Here is a 16,036-nt window from a genome sequence, read left to right on the forward strand (position 1 = left end):
ACCGGTCAACAAATCAAAAGCAGGACAGTCGAAGACGTCAGTCTCTAAGCGGGTCAGACCACTCGGATGCCATCAACATCATCCTCACAGTCTCTAAAACGATCGTTTCTGGGAACCATCCCAAGCTCGCCGGATCGCGTAGCGCACTCGCTCTCGAATCTTGGTCTTGGTCTTGGTATCAGCATCTCCGGGAGCGAGAAAAAGCAGCCCTCAGCCATGATTCGTGATCGTCACATAATCGGCATGACAGTGCGTTCGTCGGTTAGCACAGTGGACCCGCGCTGCGGCGGGCCGCGCAACGCGGCGACGGCTGGATGCACGCCGGCGGCGACCCCGCCGAATTGGACCGGCCGCTCACGAAACTGGCTGCGCTGCGGGCCAACGTCACTGACGTAATCGTCGGCTTCCGCAACCTCTGCACCACCGAGCAGGATACTCAGTCGCTGGAGACCAAGATCGAACACTTGGAGGGGTTCGCCGAACGAGTCATCGCTCGAAGCTAGCGATGGACCGCAGCAATAGAGATGGGCAGACGCCTACGTCCCCAACGTCATTGGTGCTCTTGCAGCGGTGGAGCGTTCGCGAGCTGCGGTTCAGCCGCCCAGCTCGACCGCACGACGTAGGTCGTCGACGTAGATCTCGGGCTGTTCCCAGGCCGAGAAGTGGCCGCCGACAGGGTGTTCCAGGTAGTCGCAAACATTCAGGAATACCTCGGCGTAGCTTCGCGGCTCGGGCTTGGTGTCGTGCGCGAACACCGAAAGTACGGTCGGCGTGTCGATTCGGTCGGGGAGGGCGACCGGTTCGACGTAGGTGGCGAACGAAGTGCCGATCGTACCGGTGACCCAATAGGCGGTGACCCAAGTGAGTAGCTCGTCCGGCGTGAAGGCCGACTCATCGGACCAGGATTCCAGTTTCTCGACGATCCACGCCGCAAGGCCCGCGGGTGAATCGCCTAGGGCGACGGCGAGCGTGTTCGGTCGCGTCGACTGCTCGGCGATGTACCCGCCCTCTGTCCGGAACCACTGCGCACACCGGGCGAGGTACGCCGCCGCATCGGGTGCCAGCTCCGCCGGATCCGCCGAAAACGCATGCTGCGGAGCGATATTCGTGAGGTGCAGGGCAGCCACCCGGTCCGGGTGTTCGGCCGCGATGAGTTCCGCAACGGTGCCGCCGATGTCGCCACCGGACACGGTGTACCGCGAGTAACCGAGCTCTTCGAGAGCCTGCGCGACGATCTCGGCGATCCGGTTGGCCGACATACCCGGCACGGTGAGCGGAGCCGCGAAGGGGAATCCGGGCAACGCGGGGACCACCACATGCATATCCGCCAGCAAAGGCAGGACGCGCTCGAACCGCAACACCGAATCCGGCCAGCCGTGCAGCAGCACGACCACCGGGGCGCCGGGATCCGTGGACCGCTGATGGATCACACGCAGGTCGGTATCGCCCGCCCGCACTGTCACCCAAGGGAATTCATCGATGCGGCGCTCATGCACGTCCCAGTCGTACCCGTTCGCCCAGCGGTCGAGCAGTTCGTCGAGACGGGTGCCGCCGAGGCCGCGCGTCCCGTCCTCGCTCCAGGGGGTGGTGACCCGCCGCGTCCGCCGGAGTCGTTCCCGCATCTCGTCGTTCATGTGTACGAGCATATACATGATGTGTATGCTCGTACACATGACAGTTCGCGATGCGGCCGCCACTCGACAGCGGATCCTCGAGCACGCGCAACGCCAGTTCGCCCAGTACGGGTTCGCGGCAATCACGGTCAAAGGTGTCGCCGACGCGGCCGGCGTGTCCCCCAACCTGATCACGCGCTACTTCGGCGGCAAGGACGGCCTGTTCCTGGCGGCGACCCGGGTGGAGATCCCGGTCTCGACCTCCTTCGACGGCGACCGTTCCACACTGGGCGCACGCCTCGCGGCAAGCATCGTCCAACGCTGGTTCGGCACTCCCGGCGAGGATCCGCTGCTCGCGCTGCAACGCGCATCCGGCGAACGCCCGGAGGCGGCGGAGGCGCTGGCCGCCTTCCTCGACACGAATTCACTGGAACCCCTGCACCGCTACCTACGCGACACCGGCCTCGACGACGCGGAAGCCCGCAGCCGAGCCGCCGCGATCGACGCCTTCGTCCTCGGCGTCTCGACCCGCCGCCGAGTCCTACGTTCCGAACTCGGCGCCCCCGCCGACCTCGAGGCCTGGCTCAGCACCACCATCCAACGCCTCGCCGACGGGTGACTCCACAGGTCGCAACTCAGACACACATTCCGAAACGGTCTCTCCCCGTTGACCTTCGGACCCACCGGGAACCCCGCACACATCGGCAGTTCAGTGTGTTCGCCGCGGGGTGCTGCGACCATCCTCGACCGAGCGATATGCGGCATTACAGGATGCTACAAAGTGCAGCGCAACGGGTTCGGTTGTTCCAGGCCGGTTGTGTGAGCATGGAGCGGGGTCAACGACCCGGGCGTCCGGGGAAAGGCGTCTGTTAAGTCGATGAATCTTGCGGTGCTGGGTGGGCTTTACGTGCGTCCTTGTGAGTGGTGTTGGCGGGCCGCTCCCCGAACCCCGACAGGACCGACTCGAGCAGCGGAAGGGCGTGTAGCACCTGGTGGGATCGAATTGCCAGGTTCCACAAAGGTTCGAACTTCTTCCAGCCGCCCGCGTATGCCAGATGCCGCAATCGGCCTCGCATACTTGGCTGGCTGGCTGTTCCACGCCAAATAGAGCCCCATTTGTAGAAATCTCGATAGGCCCGCCAGTAACCGGCCTCGAGTTGCTCGGCAGTGAGGTTGCGAGGTTTGAATACGACGTGCCGAGTGTCGTAGCGGTCCCAGTCGCGGTGCACGATCCGGCCTTGGTCGGCGATCCGGTCGAACAAGGCGGTGCCGGGGTACGGGGTCATGATGTGGAAAGTCGCGGTTTCGATCCCCTGGCGGATCGCCCAGTCCACGGTCTTGTCGAATACATCAGGCCCGTCGTCGTCCATCCCGAACACGAAGCTCGCATTGACCATGACTCCCACATCGTGCAGTCGGCGGACCACGGCGCCGTAGTCCCGGCCGATGTTCTGCCGTTTGCGACTGGTCACGAGGTTGGTGTCATTGATCGTCTCGAAGCCCACGAACAAGCTGCGCAGGCCGGCTTCCACTGCCTGTTCCAGCAGGTCGGGGGCGAGGATGGAATCGACGGTGCTGGCGGCCTGCCACAGTCGGCCCATGCCCCGCATGCCTTCGAACAACTCTGCGGCAAACCGTCGGTTGCCAAATAGGTGATCGTCCAGGAAATACAAATGCCGACCGGGCAGCCGGTCGATCTCGGCGAGCGCGGCGTCCACGGTCTGGGTGTAGAACGACTTCCCGCCCTCGAAAAAGGCGTCCTTGTAACAGAAGTCGCAGTGATGCGGACATCCTCGGGACACCACGATCGAGTTGGGGACCAGATACCGGTGCCGAGCAATGAGGTCTCGGCGCACCGGAGGCAGCCCGGCGAGTGTCCTATCCGTACTGACGTAACGTTTCTGGGCACGACCGCGGCGCCAGTCGGCCAGGAATACCGGCCAGGTGTCCTCACCTGGGCCGCAGAAGATCGTATCCGCGTGCCGGGCCGCCTCCTCTGGCAGTGAGGTAACGTGCAGGCCTCCCAGCACCACGTACGCCCGGTAGTGGTCAGCGAGTTCGTAGGAGCGGCGCGCCGAGGTGATGTACACCTGAATCACCACCAGGTCCGGGATCGGGTCATCATCGGTCCGAAGCCGCTCGACATGCTCGTCATGCAGGCTGATCTCGGCGTCGGCGGGCAGGTAGCCGGCCAGGGTTGCCAGCCCGAGCGGTGGGAACAGCGAGTATTTGATCGGCCGAAACAACGGGCTCGTCGCCTCGGTTAGGGCCGGCAGGATCATCTTCACACGCATGCGCCAACGCTAGATCGCCGTTGTGATGCTGCCGCGCGCACAATGCGGAGATCTTGTGTAGGACTCGGGTACCGAAGCAACTCGATCAGGCCGCCCCACGCCAGTTGGGTGTCCAGGCTGCCTCGGACCGACACCGCCACTTCATCTTTCGCCCCGCTGCGCTAGCCGGATCGGTCAGCGCTCAATGCGGCAGATGAGTGCGTTCCCCACCTGCCTCGGCTCAGTGAGCCAAGGCGGCCCGCAACTGTCCGGCCAACACATTGGCCTGCTCCTGCGTCCACGGCAGAACCCCGTTCTCCGCCATCAGCGCGTGGAACTGCTGCTGGTGATATGGGACGCCCGGAGGCAGCGGCGAGATATGCCAGTGCACATGGGAATTGCCCTGCTGGCTGCCCAAACTCAACAAGTAGGTACGTTCAACCTGAACCGTGGCTTCCACCGCTCTCGCGACCCGATGCACCAACCTCATCAACCGGAGGAAAGCGTCTTCGCTGAAATCGCCCACCACATTCTCATGATGGATCTTTGGGGCAACCAGCACGTGCCCGAGCAAGGTCGGGTACTTAGACAAGAACGCGATGCCGTCCTCGGTCTGGGCGACCACCTCGTGCCATCCATCGCGGTGTGTGCCGGCAACAACCTCGCAGATGAAGCAGGGATTCGACTGGACGCGCTGAGCATAAGCTTCTAGGTCGAACGGAATGCGTTGCATACCAGACGATTCTGCCGACGCTGCTCGATCTCAGGCAGCTATTGTCGCCCTGATGCGTTCCGGATCGCACTCACATCGGCAGTAGCGGACATACCGACAGACTGGGATCAGCTCGGCCCGTCGACCTTTGACAACCCGACGCTAGCCGGTTATGTCAGCGCGGCATCGACATGACCGAATGGTTCAAGCCGCAGCAAGCTCGACCCCGCTCGGGTCTCGCGCCCAGGTGCGATCGCGGGATGTTTTGGCCCTCAGCGGATTTCACTCGATCCCGATTCGTCGCAGTTGTTCGTCGAGTGTGAATGGTTCGCTGCCAGGAGGGTAGATCGGCTCCGGGCGGGTTCCGAACAAGTAGTCACGGAAGGCTCGCAGGTACTCGTCGAGTTCCCGCTGGTCGGCGAACCTGGCTTCGGTCGGATCGAACCATTCGTCGGGTGTCGGACCCCACACGATCATGTAGTCGAGGGCTTCGCGCACCAGGGCTCCGTAGGTCGGATCCGCGGCGCAGGCGGAGCGCAGCACCGGGGCGTAACGCTGCATTCCACCGCCGCGCTCGGCGCGGTGCGCGTCCCTCAGCGGCCAGAGCAGGCCATCGATATGCGGGATCTCGTTCCACCATGCGGTTTTCGTGGGCAGGGTCGCGCCAGCGCGCACTCGAGGGTGTGATGCGGTGACGGGTGTCGGGTAGTCGCGGGGCGCTCCCCTTCGGTCGATGTCGTGGGTCGGCCCGGTTGCGAGGTTCTCCGGTGGATACCACACGCCGCGCCACACCGGGACACCGAAATCGCGGGGATTCACCGGTAGTGGCTCGGCCAGCGAGAGGTCGGCGGTAATTCGACGCACGGGCGGCAACGGTCCATCGGGGAAGAGATCGGCAATCATCGACAAGCAATCCCGCACGTCGAAGCCGGTCACACCGATGCCCTGCCAGAACCGGGCGTCGGGGCAGTCCCGAGGGTCGAATTCGATCCAGAACCGCCGCGCCGTGGTCATCCGCGATTTCCTTCCACCAGCACTGATGTCGAACGCCCGATGATCCCAAAGCTGATCGGCGTCCACCACTCGATTTTCGGCATTACAGGGCGTTGCCAACCGCGCCGGATGAAACGGCCTATTCGGCAACGGGTGTGGTGCGCTGCCGTGCCAGGGCACCGGTCACCCAGGCGTAGAAGGTGGCGGGCCACTCCGGCCGGGACACCAGATCATTGTGCAGGCCACCGGGATAGATGATCAGGCGCTTGGGTTCGGGTGCGGCCTCATAGAGTTCGCGGCCCATTCGCACCGGTAGCAGCTCGTCCATATCGCCGTGCATGATCAGCACCGGGCAGCGCAGGGTGCTGATCCGCTTCAGGCTCGGGTATGCGTTGGGCACGAACGGCTTCGGCAGGTACGGATATACCGCCTTCGCTGCATCCCGCAGGCCCGTGAAGGTGGACATGAGTACCAGTGCCGCGGGCGGGAAGGCCGTCGCCAGCTCCAGCATTACTGCGCCGCCGAGCGATTTACCCAGGTAGACAATTCGATTCGGGTCGACGCCGGGCTGCGCCAGCAGGGCCGCGCGAGCCGCCCGCGCGTCACGGTAGGTTCCCTGCTCGCTCGGCCTTCCGCTGCTGCGGCCGTATCCGCGGTAGTCGAAGACCAGGACATCGAAGCCGACTGCCGACAGCATGGCGAGGATGGGCGAGCGGTCCCCGATATTTCCGCCGTTGCCGTGCGCGAACAGCACATGCCCGCGCGGCTCGCCCGCTGCGCGGACGAACCAGGCGTTGACGGTCTCGCCGTCCGAGGTGAGCAGCGACAGGTCCTCGTACTCGAGCCCGAACTGTCTCGGCGTCATGACGATCTGCCGATCCGGAACATAGGTCAGCACATTCAGAATCGCCCGCGCCGGATGTTGCATACCCCGTTCCTACTCCACCGGAGCTAGGTCGTCGAAGCCCGGGTGGCGCGGCGCGCCGCGATGGAGCCGAAGGTCTCCCGGTCCGCGAGGAAGCCTTCGAGGGCGAAGGCCGCCGCGCCGAGGCTCACCGGATTGTGCGGGAGCGTGGACAACTGGAGGGTGACGGCGGCGAATGGGTCGGACATGGCGTGTTGTGCGGCCACTCGGCGGGTTGCTTCCAGGAGTCGGATGCCGAAGTGTGTCGACACCAGGTCGCTGAGCACCATGGTGCGTGGGTTGAAGAGGTTGACCAGGTTGGCGATTGCCACGCCGAGGTATTCGCCGGTCTTGTCGATTACCGCGAGGGCCACCGAATCGCCCTGTGCCGCAGCCTCGGCAATGGCCGCGATGGTGACCGTGTCGTCTGCGCCGATCAGCGGACTGGACGGTGCGAGCTCGCGCAGGGTCGCCACGATGCCGGGCGCACCCACATATGCCTCGACGCACCCGTGCCGCTCGCACCGGCAGAGGCGGCCGTCGAGTACGAGGTTGGTGTGCCCCCACTCCCCGGCGCTATTGCCGACCCCCCTATACAGCGAACCTTCGATCACGACGCCGATGCCGACGCCCGCGCGCAGCACCACCACGATCAGGTCGTCCACATCCCGCTCCGACCCGAACCACAGATGCGCCGCGGTGCTGGCCTTGAGGGGATTGTCGAGGTAAAGCCGGTGCGGCAGGCGCTGTTCCAGCAGTTCCCGGAATGGGATATCGCGCCAATGCCAGTACGGCGAGAACACCGAGACGCCGCGTTCGGGTTCGACCAGGCCGGGCACGCTGAGTCCGACGCCGAGCAGCCGATCCGGGTCCGGGTCCAATTCCGTTATGCCGCGCCCGATCAGGTCGGCGACATCATCGGGACTGGTCGCGGCCGGATCCAGGGGAATCTCGACCGATCTGATCACCGACATGGCCAGATCGAAAAGGTCGAAGTGGACGCTGGTTTCGGCAATGTCCACGCCGATCAGCAAACCCCGCTCGGCATTGATCGCCAGTCGCGCCCGCGGCCGTCCCACACCCGGTGCGTCATACCCATGTTCGACGAGCACCCCCACATCGAGCAGCTCGGCGATCATATTGCCGACCGTGGCGAAGGACAGGCCGGTGGCCTGGGCGATCTCCTGCCGGTTGGTGTGACCGTCGGCGGCGTAGATCGCCTGTAGTACGGCAAACCGGTTCCGGCGCCTGATATCGCGCGCGGTCAGCTGGTACACGGTGTGGCCACTCCTTCCGCTGGTACTCGCAAACGTTACCGCCGCAGCGCTTTCCGCCGATCACGTCACTTATTACACGAGTATTTACAACCGTTACGCTAAGTCGTACTGTACCCCACATCACAACCCGGCCCCGACTGTGGGGCAGCTCATAGAGGAGTACGCGATGGCCTGGATGACTCGGCAGAGCAGATGGACGAGCGCGGTGCTGTTCGGGACGGCTCTCGCGCTCGCGGCGACGGCCTGCTCATCCGGTAAGGACACCGGGAACCAAACGAACGCACCACAACCGAATACCGGAAAGATCAGCATCGTCTACGCGCAGAAGCAGGGCGACCAGGAGTACTTCATCGACGAGGCCGATGGCGCCAAGGCCAAGGCCGCCGAGCTCGGTGTCGATCTCAAGATCGTGAATCTCGGCAATGACGCCAATAAGGCGGTCACCGAAATCCAGAACGCGGTGAACCAGAAGGCGAATGGCGTGATCGTGGTGGTTCCGGATCCCTCGGTCGGGCCGCAGGTCGTGCAGCTCACCAAGGCGGCGGGCGTCGCACTGCTCACCTCCGACGATCAGATCTGCGTGAACGGCCCGGCCCCGTCCTCGTGCGCCAAGGATCAACTGGTGCCGCGCGTCGGATTCAGCGGTACCCAGATGGGCACCGAGGTCGGCACCCGCGCCGGACAGGACTTCGTGAAGGCCGGATGGAAGGCCGACGAGACCGCCATCATCGACGCCTGGAAACAGGATGTGACCGTCTGCACCGACCGGGTCAAGGCCAATCAGAAGGCGTTCAAGGATGCTTCGGGCGCGGACGTCAAGGTGATCGAGGTCGGCACCGACAACACACCGTCGGATGCGCAGAACAAGATCTCGGCCACGGTGGCGGGCAATCGGTCGGTCAAGAACTGGATTGTCATGGGCTGCAATGACGAGAACGTCAGCGGCGGTGTCGCGGCCATCCAGAACGCCGGATACGGCGCGGACAATGTGCTCGGCGTCGGGCTCGGCGCGTACCTGGCCTGCAAGGAATGGCGCGGCGGTAAGCCGACCGGGTTCAAGGCGGCGCTGTTCATCAATGGGCGCGATGTCGGGTCGCTGTCGGTGCAGACCATCTACGACTACCTGCGCAATGGAAAGGCCATGCCCGCTGAGGCTTTCGCGCCCACGGCGATGGTGGACTCCACCGACTGGCAGTCGAAGGGCGTCAAGTGCAGCTGAACGGACTACGGGTCACCGGAGTCGGGAAAAGCTTCGCCGGGGTGCCGGCCCTGCGCGAAGTGAGCATCGATTTCCCGGCCGGTGCGGTGACCGCCCTCATGGGCGAGAACGGGGCCGGGAAGTCGACGCTCATCCGGATTCTGGGCGGTGATCACCTGCCGGATTCCGGGCGGATCGAACTCGATGGCGTTGCGCTGGAACTGAATACGCCCGCCGATGCGCGGGCGGCCGGAATTCGGGTGATCGCGCAGGAACCGGAGATCGTGCCGCACGTGTCGGTCGCGGAGAACGTGTATCTCGGGTCGCTGCCGCGCCGGGCGGGCAGACTGCTCGACCGGGCGGCGCTGGCCGAGCGGATGCGCTCGGATCTGGCTCGACTCGGCTTCGACCGGGATCTCGACCCGGCCACCCTCGGCTCGAAACTGACTGCGGCACAGCGGCAATTGGTCGAGATCATGCGGGCGCTGACCACCGACGCCAAGGTGATCGCCTTCGACGAACCGACCTCCTCACTGTCCGAGCACGAGACCGAGGCGCTGTTCGCGCTCATCGGCAGGCTGCGCGAACAAGGGCTGACCGTCATCTACGTATCGCATCGGATGCGCGAGATCTTCCAGCTCGCCGATCGGGTCGCCGTGCTGCGGGACGGCGGACTGGTCGGAGTGCGCGAGATCGAGGCGACCACCGACCGCGAAATCGTGAAGATGATGGTCGGGCGGGATATGTCGACGCTGTTCAGCCGCAAGCACAATACGCCCGGGGCGGTCGTGCTCGATGTGGACGCGGTGACCACCGACGACGTGCGGGACATCAGCTTGCAGGTGCGCTCGGGCGAGGTCGTCGCGCTGGCCGGGTTGGTCGGCGCGGGCCGTTCGGAACTGGCCGGGGCGCTCGCCGGGGACCTGCCGATCCGCTCCGGTGAGGTGCGGATCGACGGCAAACGAGTGCGGCTGCGGCAACCGCGCGATGCGGTGCGGGCCGGGCTCGGCTACGCGCCCGAGGAACGCAAGGCGCAGGCGCTGCTCCTGCATCGCGGTGTGCGGGACAATATTTCGCTCGCCATGCTGGATCGGCTGCGGCGCTGGCGGTTCGTGCGACGCGGCGAGGAGACGCGGCTCGTGCAGCAGTATGTGGACTCGCTGCGGGTGCGGACGCCGTCGATCGAGCAGGAGGTGCGCAAGCTCTCCGGCGGCAATCAGCAGAAGGTGGTCCTGGCGCGCTGGCTGGCCCGCAAGCCCAAGGCGCTGATCCTGGACGAGCCCACCCGGGGCGTCGATGTCGGCGCGAAGATCGAGATCTACCGCATTATCGAGGAATTGGCCGATTCCGGCGTCGCCGTACTGGTGATCTCCTCCGAACTTCCCGAAGTACTCGGCCTGGCCGACCGCATCGTGGTCATGCAGGACGGGCGCATCACCGGCGAACTGGATCGCGAACAAGCAGGCGAGGAGGCGATCCTCGCCCTGGCCATGGCCGGGGATCTGGAAACGCAGACATCCGAAGGACTTTCATGACCGAGCAGCAATTGGCACCCGCGGCCGCATCGGCCACTACACCCATCCGGGCCGAAGGGCGCAGCAGTCCATACTCGCCGAAGCGAGTGATACGGGCGATCGGCACCGGGAATCTCAGCCTCATCGGGGCCCTCGTAGTGATCGCCGCGATCTTCGGATCGCTCAATGACGGGTATCTGGATCCGAAGAATCTGGCCGGAATCGGTGAAGCGGTCACGGTTTTCGGGCTACTGGCCGTGGTGCAGACCGTGGTGATCATCTGCGGGGCCTTGGATATCTCCGTCGGCTCGCAGGCCGGGGTCGCCTCGGTGATCAGTGCCATGGCCTTCACCTCGACCTCCGGGAATGCCTTCCTGGGGATTCTGGCCGCGATCGGGTGCGGGCTCGTGCTCGGGGCGGTGAATGGGCTGATCATCGTCTACGGGCGGGTCAATCCGGTGATCGCGACACTGGCCACGCTCGCTGCCTATAAAGGCATCGCGCAGTTGATCTCCGGCGGTAAGGCGCAGGGGTTCGTGCTGGACAATGACGTCTTCATCTTCATCGCACGCGGCAAGATCCTCGGGCTGCCGGTGCCGGTGATCGTGCTCGCGGTGGTCGCCATCGCCATGCATGTACTGCTGAAGTACACCGATATCGGGCGAAACATCTATGCCATCGGCGGGAATGACACGGCGGCACGGCTGTCCGGAATCAATATCAACAAGTATTTGATCGCGGTGTTCGTGCTCGCGGGAGCCGTGGCGGCCATTGCCGGAGTCATCCTGACCGCACGTACCGGATCGGGGCAACCCGTCTCGGGCAGTGAGGGATTGGAGTTGAAGGCCATTACCGCGGCCGCGCTCGGCGGGTGTGCGCTCAAGGGCGGCAAGGGCACCATCGGTGGCACACTGCTCGCGGTCGTACTGCTCGGTGCACTGGACAACGGTCTGAATGTGGTGGGAGTCAACACCTTCTGGCAGAACGTCGCACAGGGGTCGCTGCTGGTGGCGGCCGTGGTCATTCAACAGCGACGCAGTGGGGAACGCGCGGTCGGCCTGCCGACCTAGCGTGAGCCCGAATCAACTGGAGGGGAATATGAAGACTCTTACCGCTCAACCATGTTCGCTGCCACCCGGGCGGCTGTGCGAAGGCCCGGTGTGGGACGACCGGACTCAGGAATTGCTGTGGGTGGATATCCCGGCGGGGCAGATTCATTGCGCCGTAATGGATGTCGACGGTACCGCCGTGGACCTGCGACATCGGTCCACCCGACGCTTCATCGGGCCGGTCAGCGCGGTCTTGCCGAGCGCCTCCGGCGGATTGATCGCGACCATGCGGGATACCGTCGTGCGGATCGACGAATTGGGTGCGGTCACGCCGATCACGGTGCTGCCCCTGCCCGAGGACGGGATTCGGCGGCGCTTGAACGATGCGAAGGTCGACCCGCGCGGACGACTGCTCACCGGGAGCATGTCCGAGGACGAAATCACCGGTACCGCAGCGCTTTACCAGGTGGATTCGCATGGCAGGGCGCGCGAGCTGCGCACCGGCGTGACCATCTCCAATGGACTCGGCTGGAGTCCGGACGGCGGCACGCTCTACTACGCCGATACGCCGACCGGACGCGTCGACGCCTTCGACTACGACGTGGAGACCGGCACGATCAGCAATGGCCGCCCGTTCGTGTCCTTCGATTACGGTCTGCCGGACGGGCTTTCGGTGGCGTCCGATGGTTCGGTGTGGGTCGCCGTGTGGGATGGCGGGCAGGTGCGCGCGTTCAATCCGGACGGAGAGCCCTGCGCAGTAGTCGAAGTCGGCGCGTCACAAGTGACCAGCTGCGCCTTCGCCGGACCGGACCTGGACATTCTGGTGATCACCACCGCCGCACAAGGACCCACCGGTGAACCGGATGCGGGCAGGCTGTTCACCTGCCGACCCGGTCTCACCGGGCTGGCCGTGACGCCGTATGCCGACGCCAGGGCGGTGCGCGCCGGTGACCGCTGATCTCGCTCTCGACACACCGGTCATCGCCATTCTACGGGCGGCGACTGCCGCACGGTTCGCCGAAGTCACGGCCGTGTTGCACGAAACAGGCATCACCACAGTCGAATTCACGCTCAATACCCCCGGTGCCCTGGACGCTATCCGCGAGTGCGCCGGAGCCGCCCACCCGGTCGGGGCGGGTACGGTGCTCACCGCTCGCGATGCCGGGCGGGCCATCGATGCCGGGGCGGCCTACCTGATCACACCGGTCGTCGTCACCGAGGTGATCGAGGAGGGCCGCCGCTCGGGTGTCCCGGTCATCTGCGGCGCGTTCACGCTCACCGAGATCCATACGGCGTGGACGGCGGGCGCGGCCATGGTGAAGGTGTTCCCGGCCTCCGTGGGCGGGCCCGGATACATCAAGTCGATCCTGGCTCCGCTGCCCGATATACCCCTGGTCCCCACCGGTGGCGTCGGAATCACCGATGCCAAGGCGTATTTGGATGCCGGGGCCACCGCGCTCGGCATCGGTTCGCCGCTGCTCGGCGACGCCTGCACGGGTGGCGATCTGGAGGCGCTGCGCGATCGCGCGGCCATGCTGCGGGACCAGGTGCGATGAGGGGCACGCTGGTCACGCTCGGCGAGGCCGTCGGGGTGGTGGCCGCGGTCGAGCCCGGGCCGCTTGCACCCGGGGCGGCCATGCGGATGGATTTCGCGGGGGCGGAGGCCACCGTCGCCATTGGGGTGAGCAGGCTCGGGCATGCCGCCACCTGGATCGGAAGTCTGGGGAGCGATGCGATCGGCACCATGGTGATGGACCGAATGCGTGCCGAGTGTGTCGACGTCTCGCGATGCCGGATCGAACGAGAGTTGCCCAGCGGGTTGATGATTCGCGAGCGGCGTACGGCCGACCGGATTCGGGTCACGTATTACCGCCGCTCACTCGCCGGGGCGCAGCTGTCCCCCGCCGATATCGACCCCGCTGTGATCGCCAGCGCCCAAGTGCTGCATCTGACCGGGATCACCCCGGCCTTGAGCGCGTCGGCGCGCGAGGCCGTGCACGCGGCGCTCGATGCCGCGGTCGACGCCGGGGTGACGGTGTCGTTCGATATCAACTATCGGCGCACGCTGTGGCCGCCCGACGAGGCGGCGAAGGTGCTGGGCGAGTTGGTGACTCGCGCCGATATCGTCTTCGCTGGGGCGGAGGAGGCGGCACTGCTCGTGCCCGCGGCCGAACCAGCCCGCATGGCAACCGATCTCTCGGCGCTGGGACCGTCGCAGGTCGTGATCAAGCTCGGTGCGGACGGTGCGATCGCACTGCACGACGGGCACCTGATCACCGAACCCGCGGTGCCCGTCACCAGTGTCGACCCGGTCGGCGCGGGTGACGCCTTCGTTGCCGGATACCTCGCGGGTGTGCTCGACGACGGCGGACTAGCGGACGCGTCCGTATCGCACTGCCTCCAAATGGCTGCTGTCTGTGGCGCTTTCGCGGTATCGGTCACCGGCGACTGGGAGGGCTTGCCGACCCGGGACGAACTCGACCTCCTCGCCGCCGCCGATATCAACCGCTGATCATGAAGGGGAAGACCATGAATCGCCTGACAGACCGGGTCGCGGTGGTCACCGGAGCCGCGTCCGGCATCGGCGCGGCCATTGCCGAACGCCTGGCCGCGGAGGGAGCCGCGGTGGTGCTCGCCGATATCTCCGAACCGGCGGGCACGGAGGTCGCCGCCAAGATCCGCGCGGCCGGGCATCGCGCCGAATTCGTCCGCTGCGATGTCTCCGACGAGGCCTCCTGGATCGAACTCCGCGACCGGGTCGGAACACTCTACGGACCACTGGATCTGTTGTGCAGCAACGCATCCATGCAAAGCCTCGTCCCCGCCCATCAACTCACCACCCAAGCCTGGAACGACAGCCTCGCCGTCAACCTGACCCCGCTGTTCCTCGGCGTCCGCACCTTCATCGACGACCTGCGCGTCCGGCGCGGCAATATTGTCGCCATCTCGAGCGTGCACGCCCGCTTCGGCCTCCCCGGCTATCCCTCCTACGCGGCCGCCAAAGGCGGATTGACCGCACTGGTAAGGCAATTGGCGGTGGAATACGGCTCCGACCGGGTGCGGGTCAACGCCGTCCTGCCGGGACCGGTACTCACCCGAGTCTGGGACGACGTGGACGAAGAAGGCCGCCGACTCTCGGCCCGCGCCACCGCGTTGGACCGGCTCGGCGCACCCGAGGAAGTCGCCGCCGCCGTCGCCTTCCTGGCCTCCGACGACGCCTCCTTCATCACCGGCGCGGACCTGACCGTCGACGGCGGCTGGAGCGTACGAAAGGAATCCCGGTGAAAATCACCGCTCTCACAACCTATTTGGTGGCCCCGCGCTGGTGCTTCCTGCGCATCGACACCGATGAGGGCATCACCGGCTGGGGCGAACCTGTCATCGAAGGCCGCGCCCACACCGTCGCCGCCGCGGTCGAAGAACTCTCCGACTACCTCATCGGCAAAGACCCGATGTCCATCGAAGCGCACTGGCAAGTCCTCACCAAGGGCGGCTTCTACCGAGGCGGCCCCATCCTCTCCAGCGCGGTCGCGGGCATCGACCAAGCCCTTTGGGACATCACCGGCAAAGCACTGAACGTCCCCGTCTGGCAGCTACTGGGCGGCGCAGTCCGCGACAGAGTCCGCGTCTACAGCTGGATCGGCGGCGACCGCCCCGACGACGTAGCCCAACTGGCCCTGGAACGAAAAGCTCAGGGCTTCACCGCAATCAAAATGAACGCCTCCCCCGAACTGGAACTCATCGACACCCCCCGAGCCACCCTCGCCATAGTCGACCGAGTAGCCGCAGTCCGAGAAACAGTAGGCAACGACTTCGACATAGCCGTCGACTTCCACGGCCGCCTCTCCATCCCCATGGCCCGCCGAGTTCTCCCCCTGCTCGAGCCCTACCTCCCCTTCTTCGTAGAAGAACCCTTGGTTCCTGAGGTAAGCAACCAAATCGGCGAAATCACCCGCAGCACAAGCATCCCCATAGCCACCGGCGAACGCCTCTACTCTCGCTGGGACTTCAACCAGGTCCTCGACCAAGGCATAGCCGTTGTCCAACCGGATCTTTCACACGCGGGCGGCATCTCGGAGGTCCGTCGCATCGCCGCCATGGCGGAATGCCGCGACGTAGCCCTCGCTCCCCATTGCCCCCTGGGCCCCATCGCCCTGGCCGCCAGCCTCCAGGTCGGCTTCGCCACCCCAAACCTGCTCATCCAAGAACAAAGCCTCGGCATCCACTACAACACCGGCTCCGACCTACTCGACTACCTCGTAGACCCAACGGTTTTCACCTACCGAGAAGGTCACGTCGAACTGATGCCCGCCCCGGGCCTAGGAATCGAGGTCGATGTGGACGCAGTGAAACGCGCCGCCGAACTCGGCCACCGCTGGCGCAATCCGGTCTGGCACCGCAAGGACGGATCGCTCGCCGAATGGTGACCGAACGGAGACCGAGCAGTCTCGAAAGTTGTTGCTCCCCAAACCAACCCGAAGAACCATAGCTAACAAGTATGGT

The 16,036-nt window shown here is 65.4% G+C and carries 15 protein-coding genes and 1 pseudogene; 10 read left to right on the forward strand and 6 right to left on the reverse strand.

The genetic code is table 11. The features are described from left to right. Positions 1 to 257: 257 nt before the first annotated feature. Positions 258 to 503, forward strand: a pseudogene (locus AB0N05_RS30290) (LLM class F420-dependent oxidoreductase); the annotation flags it as partial. A gap of 90 nt (positions 504 to 593) precedes the next feature. Here AB0N05_RS30290 and AB0N05_RS30295 read toward each other — a convergent pair. Next, on the reverse strand, positions 594 to 1,634 hold the full coding sequence (locus AB0N05_RS30295) for an epoxide hydrolase family protein (RefSeq protein WP_364700156.1): 1,041 nt from the start codon (positions 1,632 to 1,634) through the stop codon (positions 594 to 596). A gap of 37 nt (positions 1,635 to 1,671) precedes the next feature. On the opposite strand from AB0N05_RS30295, the gene AB0N05_RS30300 reads away from it, so the two are divergent. Next, entirely contained in the window at positions 1,672 to 2,232 is a 561-nt protein-coding gene (locus tag AB0N05_RS30300; protein ID WP_364700158.1) for a TetR family transcriptional regulator, read from the forward strand. Between the two features lie 250 nt (positions 2,233 to 2,482). Here the strand turns inward: AB0N05_RS30300 and AB0N05_RS30305 are convergent, their stop codons facing one another. From AB0N05_RS30305 to AB0N05_RS30325, 5 genes are all read right to left on the reverse strand, one after another. Then, complete coding sequence (locus tag AB0N05_RS30305) at positions 2,483 to 3,907, reverse strand: radical SAM protein (protein ID WP_364700160.1); 1,425 nt, start codon at positions 3,905 to 3,907, stop codon at positions 2,483 to 2,485. Between the two features lie 220 nt (positions 3,908 to 4,127). Further along, positions 4,128 to 4,619, reverse strand: coding sequence for an HIT family protein (locus tag AB0N05_RS30310; protein ID WP_364700162.1), 492 nt, complete (start codon positions 4,617 to 4,619; stop codon positions 4,128 to 4,130). Positions 4,620 to 4,880: 261 nt separating this feature from the next. Then, positions 4,881 to 5,612: a hypothetical protein gene (locus AB0N05_RS30315; RefSeq protein WP_364700164.1), complete on the reverse strand. Its 732-nt coding sequence runs from the start codon at positions 5,610 to 5,612 to the stop codon at positions 4,881 to 4,883. Between the two features lie 118 nt (positions 5,613 to 5,730). Then, positions 5,731 to 6,519 carry an alpha/beta hydrolase gene (locus AB0N05_RS30320; protein ID WP_364700166.1) on the reverse strand — a complete coding sequence of 263 codons (789 nt, stop codon included), beginning with the start codon at positions 6,517 to 6,519 and terminating at the stop codon, positions 5,731 to 5,733. A gap of 23 nt (positions 6,520 to 6,542) precedes the next feature. Beyond that, positions 6,543 to 7,772, reverse strand: coding sequence for an ROK family protein (locus tag AB0N05_RS30325; protein WP_364700168.1), 1,230 nt, complete (start codon positions 7,770 to 7,772; stop codon positions 6,543 to 6,545). A gap of 166 nt (positions 7,773 to 7,938) precedes the next feature. Between AB0N05_RS30325 and AB0N05_RS30330 the strand changes: the two genes are divergently transcribed. From AB0N05_RS30330 to dgoD, 8 genes are read left to right on the forward strand one after another with little or no spacing between them, the layout of a single operon-like run. Beyond that, positions 7,939 to 8,991, forward strand: coding sequence for a substrate-binding domain-containing protein (locus AB0N05_RS30330; protein WP_364700170.1), 1,053 nt, complete (start codon positions 7,939 to 7,941; stop codon positions 8,989 to 8,991). Beyond that, complete coding sequence (locus AB0N05_RS30335) at positions 8,982 to 10,505, forward strand: sugar ABC transporter ATP-binding protein (RefSeq protein WP_364700172.1); 1,524 nt, start codon at positions 8,982 to 8,984, stop codon at positions 10,503 to 10,505. The genes AB0N05_RS30330 and AB0N05_RS30335 overlap by 10 nt, the downstream gene beginning before the upstream one ends. Next, positions 10,502 to 11,554, forward strand: coding sequence for an ABC transporter permease (locus AB0N05_RS30340; protein WP_364700174.1), 1,053 nt, complete (start codon positions 10,502 to 10,504; stop codon positions 11,552 to 11,554). Before AB0N05_RS30335 ends, AB0N05_RS30340 begins: the two co-directional genes overlap by 4 nt. A 28-nt stretch (positions 11,555 to 11,582) precedes the next feature. Next, a complete protein-coding gene (locus AB0N05_RS30345) occupies positions 11,583 to 12,491 on the forward strand; it encodes an SMP-30/gluconolactonase/LRE family protein (protein WP_364700176.1) in 909 nt (302 codons plus the stop codon). Continuing rightward, positions 12,481 to 13,089 (forward strand): bifunctional 4-hydroxy-2-oxoglutarate aldolase/2-dehydro-3-deoxy-phosphogluconate aldolase, encoded by a 609-nt coding sequence (locus AB0N05_RS30350; protein WP_364700178.1) that lies wholly within the window; start codon positions 12,481 to 12,483, stop codon positions 13,087 to 13,089. Before AB0N05_RS30345 ends, AB0N05_RS30350 begins: the two co-directional genes overlap by 11 nt. Further along, positions 13,086 to 14,045 (forward strand): sugar kinase, encoded by a 960-nt coding sequence (locus AB0N05_RS30355; RefSeq protein ID WP_364700180.1) that lies wholly within the window; start codon positions 13,086 to 13,088, stop codon positions 14,043 to 14,045. Before AB0N05_RS30350 ends, AB0N05_RS30355 begins: the two co-directional genes overlap by 4 nt. Positions 14,046 to 14,062: 17 nt before the next feature. Further along, entirely contained in the window at positions 14,063 to 14,818 is a 756-nt protein-coding gene (locus AB0N05_RS30360; RefSeq protein ID WP_364700182.1) for an SDR family oxidoreductase, read from the forward strand. Continuing rightward, positions 14,815 to 15,960, forward strand: a complete 1,146-nt coding sequence (gene dgoD, locus AB0N05_RS30365) for a galactonate dehydratase (RefSeq protein WP_364700184.1) — start codon at positions 14,815 to 14,817, stop codon at positions 15,958 to 15,960. The genes AB0N05_RS30360 and dgoD overlap by 4 nt, the downstream gene beginning before the upstream one ends. The last annotated feature ends 76 nt before the right edge of the window (positions 15,961 to 16,036 follow it).

Origin of the sequence: Nocardia sp. NPDC051030, from assembly GCF_040683015.1 — a bacterium.
Taxonomy (GTDB): domain Bacteria; phylum Actinomycetota; class Actinomycetes; order Mycobacteriales; family Mycobacteriaceae; genus Nocardia.

Excerpts from the sequence above, each read along its gene's own strand:
- AB0N05_RS30295 (WP_364700156.1), bottom strand. The coding sequence starts at position 1,634 with ATGAACGACGAGATGCGGGAACGACTCCGGCGGACGCGGCGGGTCACC.
- AB0N05_RS30300 (WP_364700158.1), top strand. The coding sequence starts at position 1,672 with ATGACAGTTCGCGATGCGGCCGCCACTCGACAGCGGATCCTCGAGCAC.
- AB0N05_RS30305 (WP_364700160.1), bottom strand. The coding sequence starts at position 3,907 with ATGCGTGTGAAGATGATCCTGCCGGCCCTAACCGAGGCGACGAGCCCG.
- AB0N05_RS30310 (WP_364700162.1), bottom strand. The coding sequence starts at position 4,619 with ATGCAACGCATTCCGTTCGACCTAGAAGCTTATGCTCAGCGCGTCCAG.
- AB0N05_RS30315 (WP_364700164.1), bottom strand. The coding sequence starts at position 5,612 with ATGACCACGGCGCGGCGGTTCTGGATCGAATTCGACCCTCGGGACTGC.
- AB0N05_RS30320 (WP_364700166.1), bottom strand. The coding sequence starts at position 6,519 with ATGCAACATCCGGCGCGGGCGATTCTGAATGTGCTGACCTATGTTCCG.
- AB0N05_RS30330 (WP_364700170.1), top strand. The coding sequence starts at position 7,939 with ATGGCCTGGATGACTCGGCAGAGCAGATGGACGAGCGCGGTGCTGTTC.
- AB0N05_RS30340 (WP_364700174.1), top strand. The coding sequence starts at position 10,502 with ATGACCGAGCAGCAATTGGCACCCGCGGCCGCATCGGCCACTACACCC.
- AB0N05_RS30345 (WP_364700176.1), top strand. The coding sequence starts at position 11,583 with ATGAAGACTCTTACCGCTCAACCATGTTCGCTGCCACCCGGGCGGCTG.
- AB0N05_RS30355 (WP_364700180.1), top strand. The coding sequence starts at position 13,086 with ATGAGGGGCACGCTGGTCACGCTCGGCGAGGCCGTCGGGGTGGTGGCC.
- AB0N05_RS30360 (WP_364700182.1), top strand. The coding sequence starts at position 14,063 with ATGAATCGCCTGACAGACCGGGTCGCGGTGGTCACCGGAGCCGCGTCC.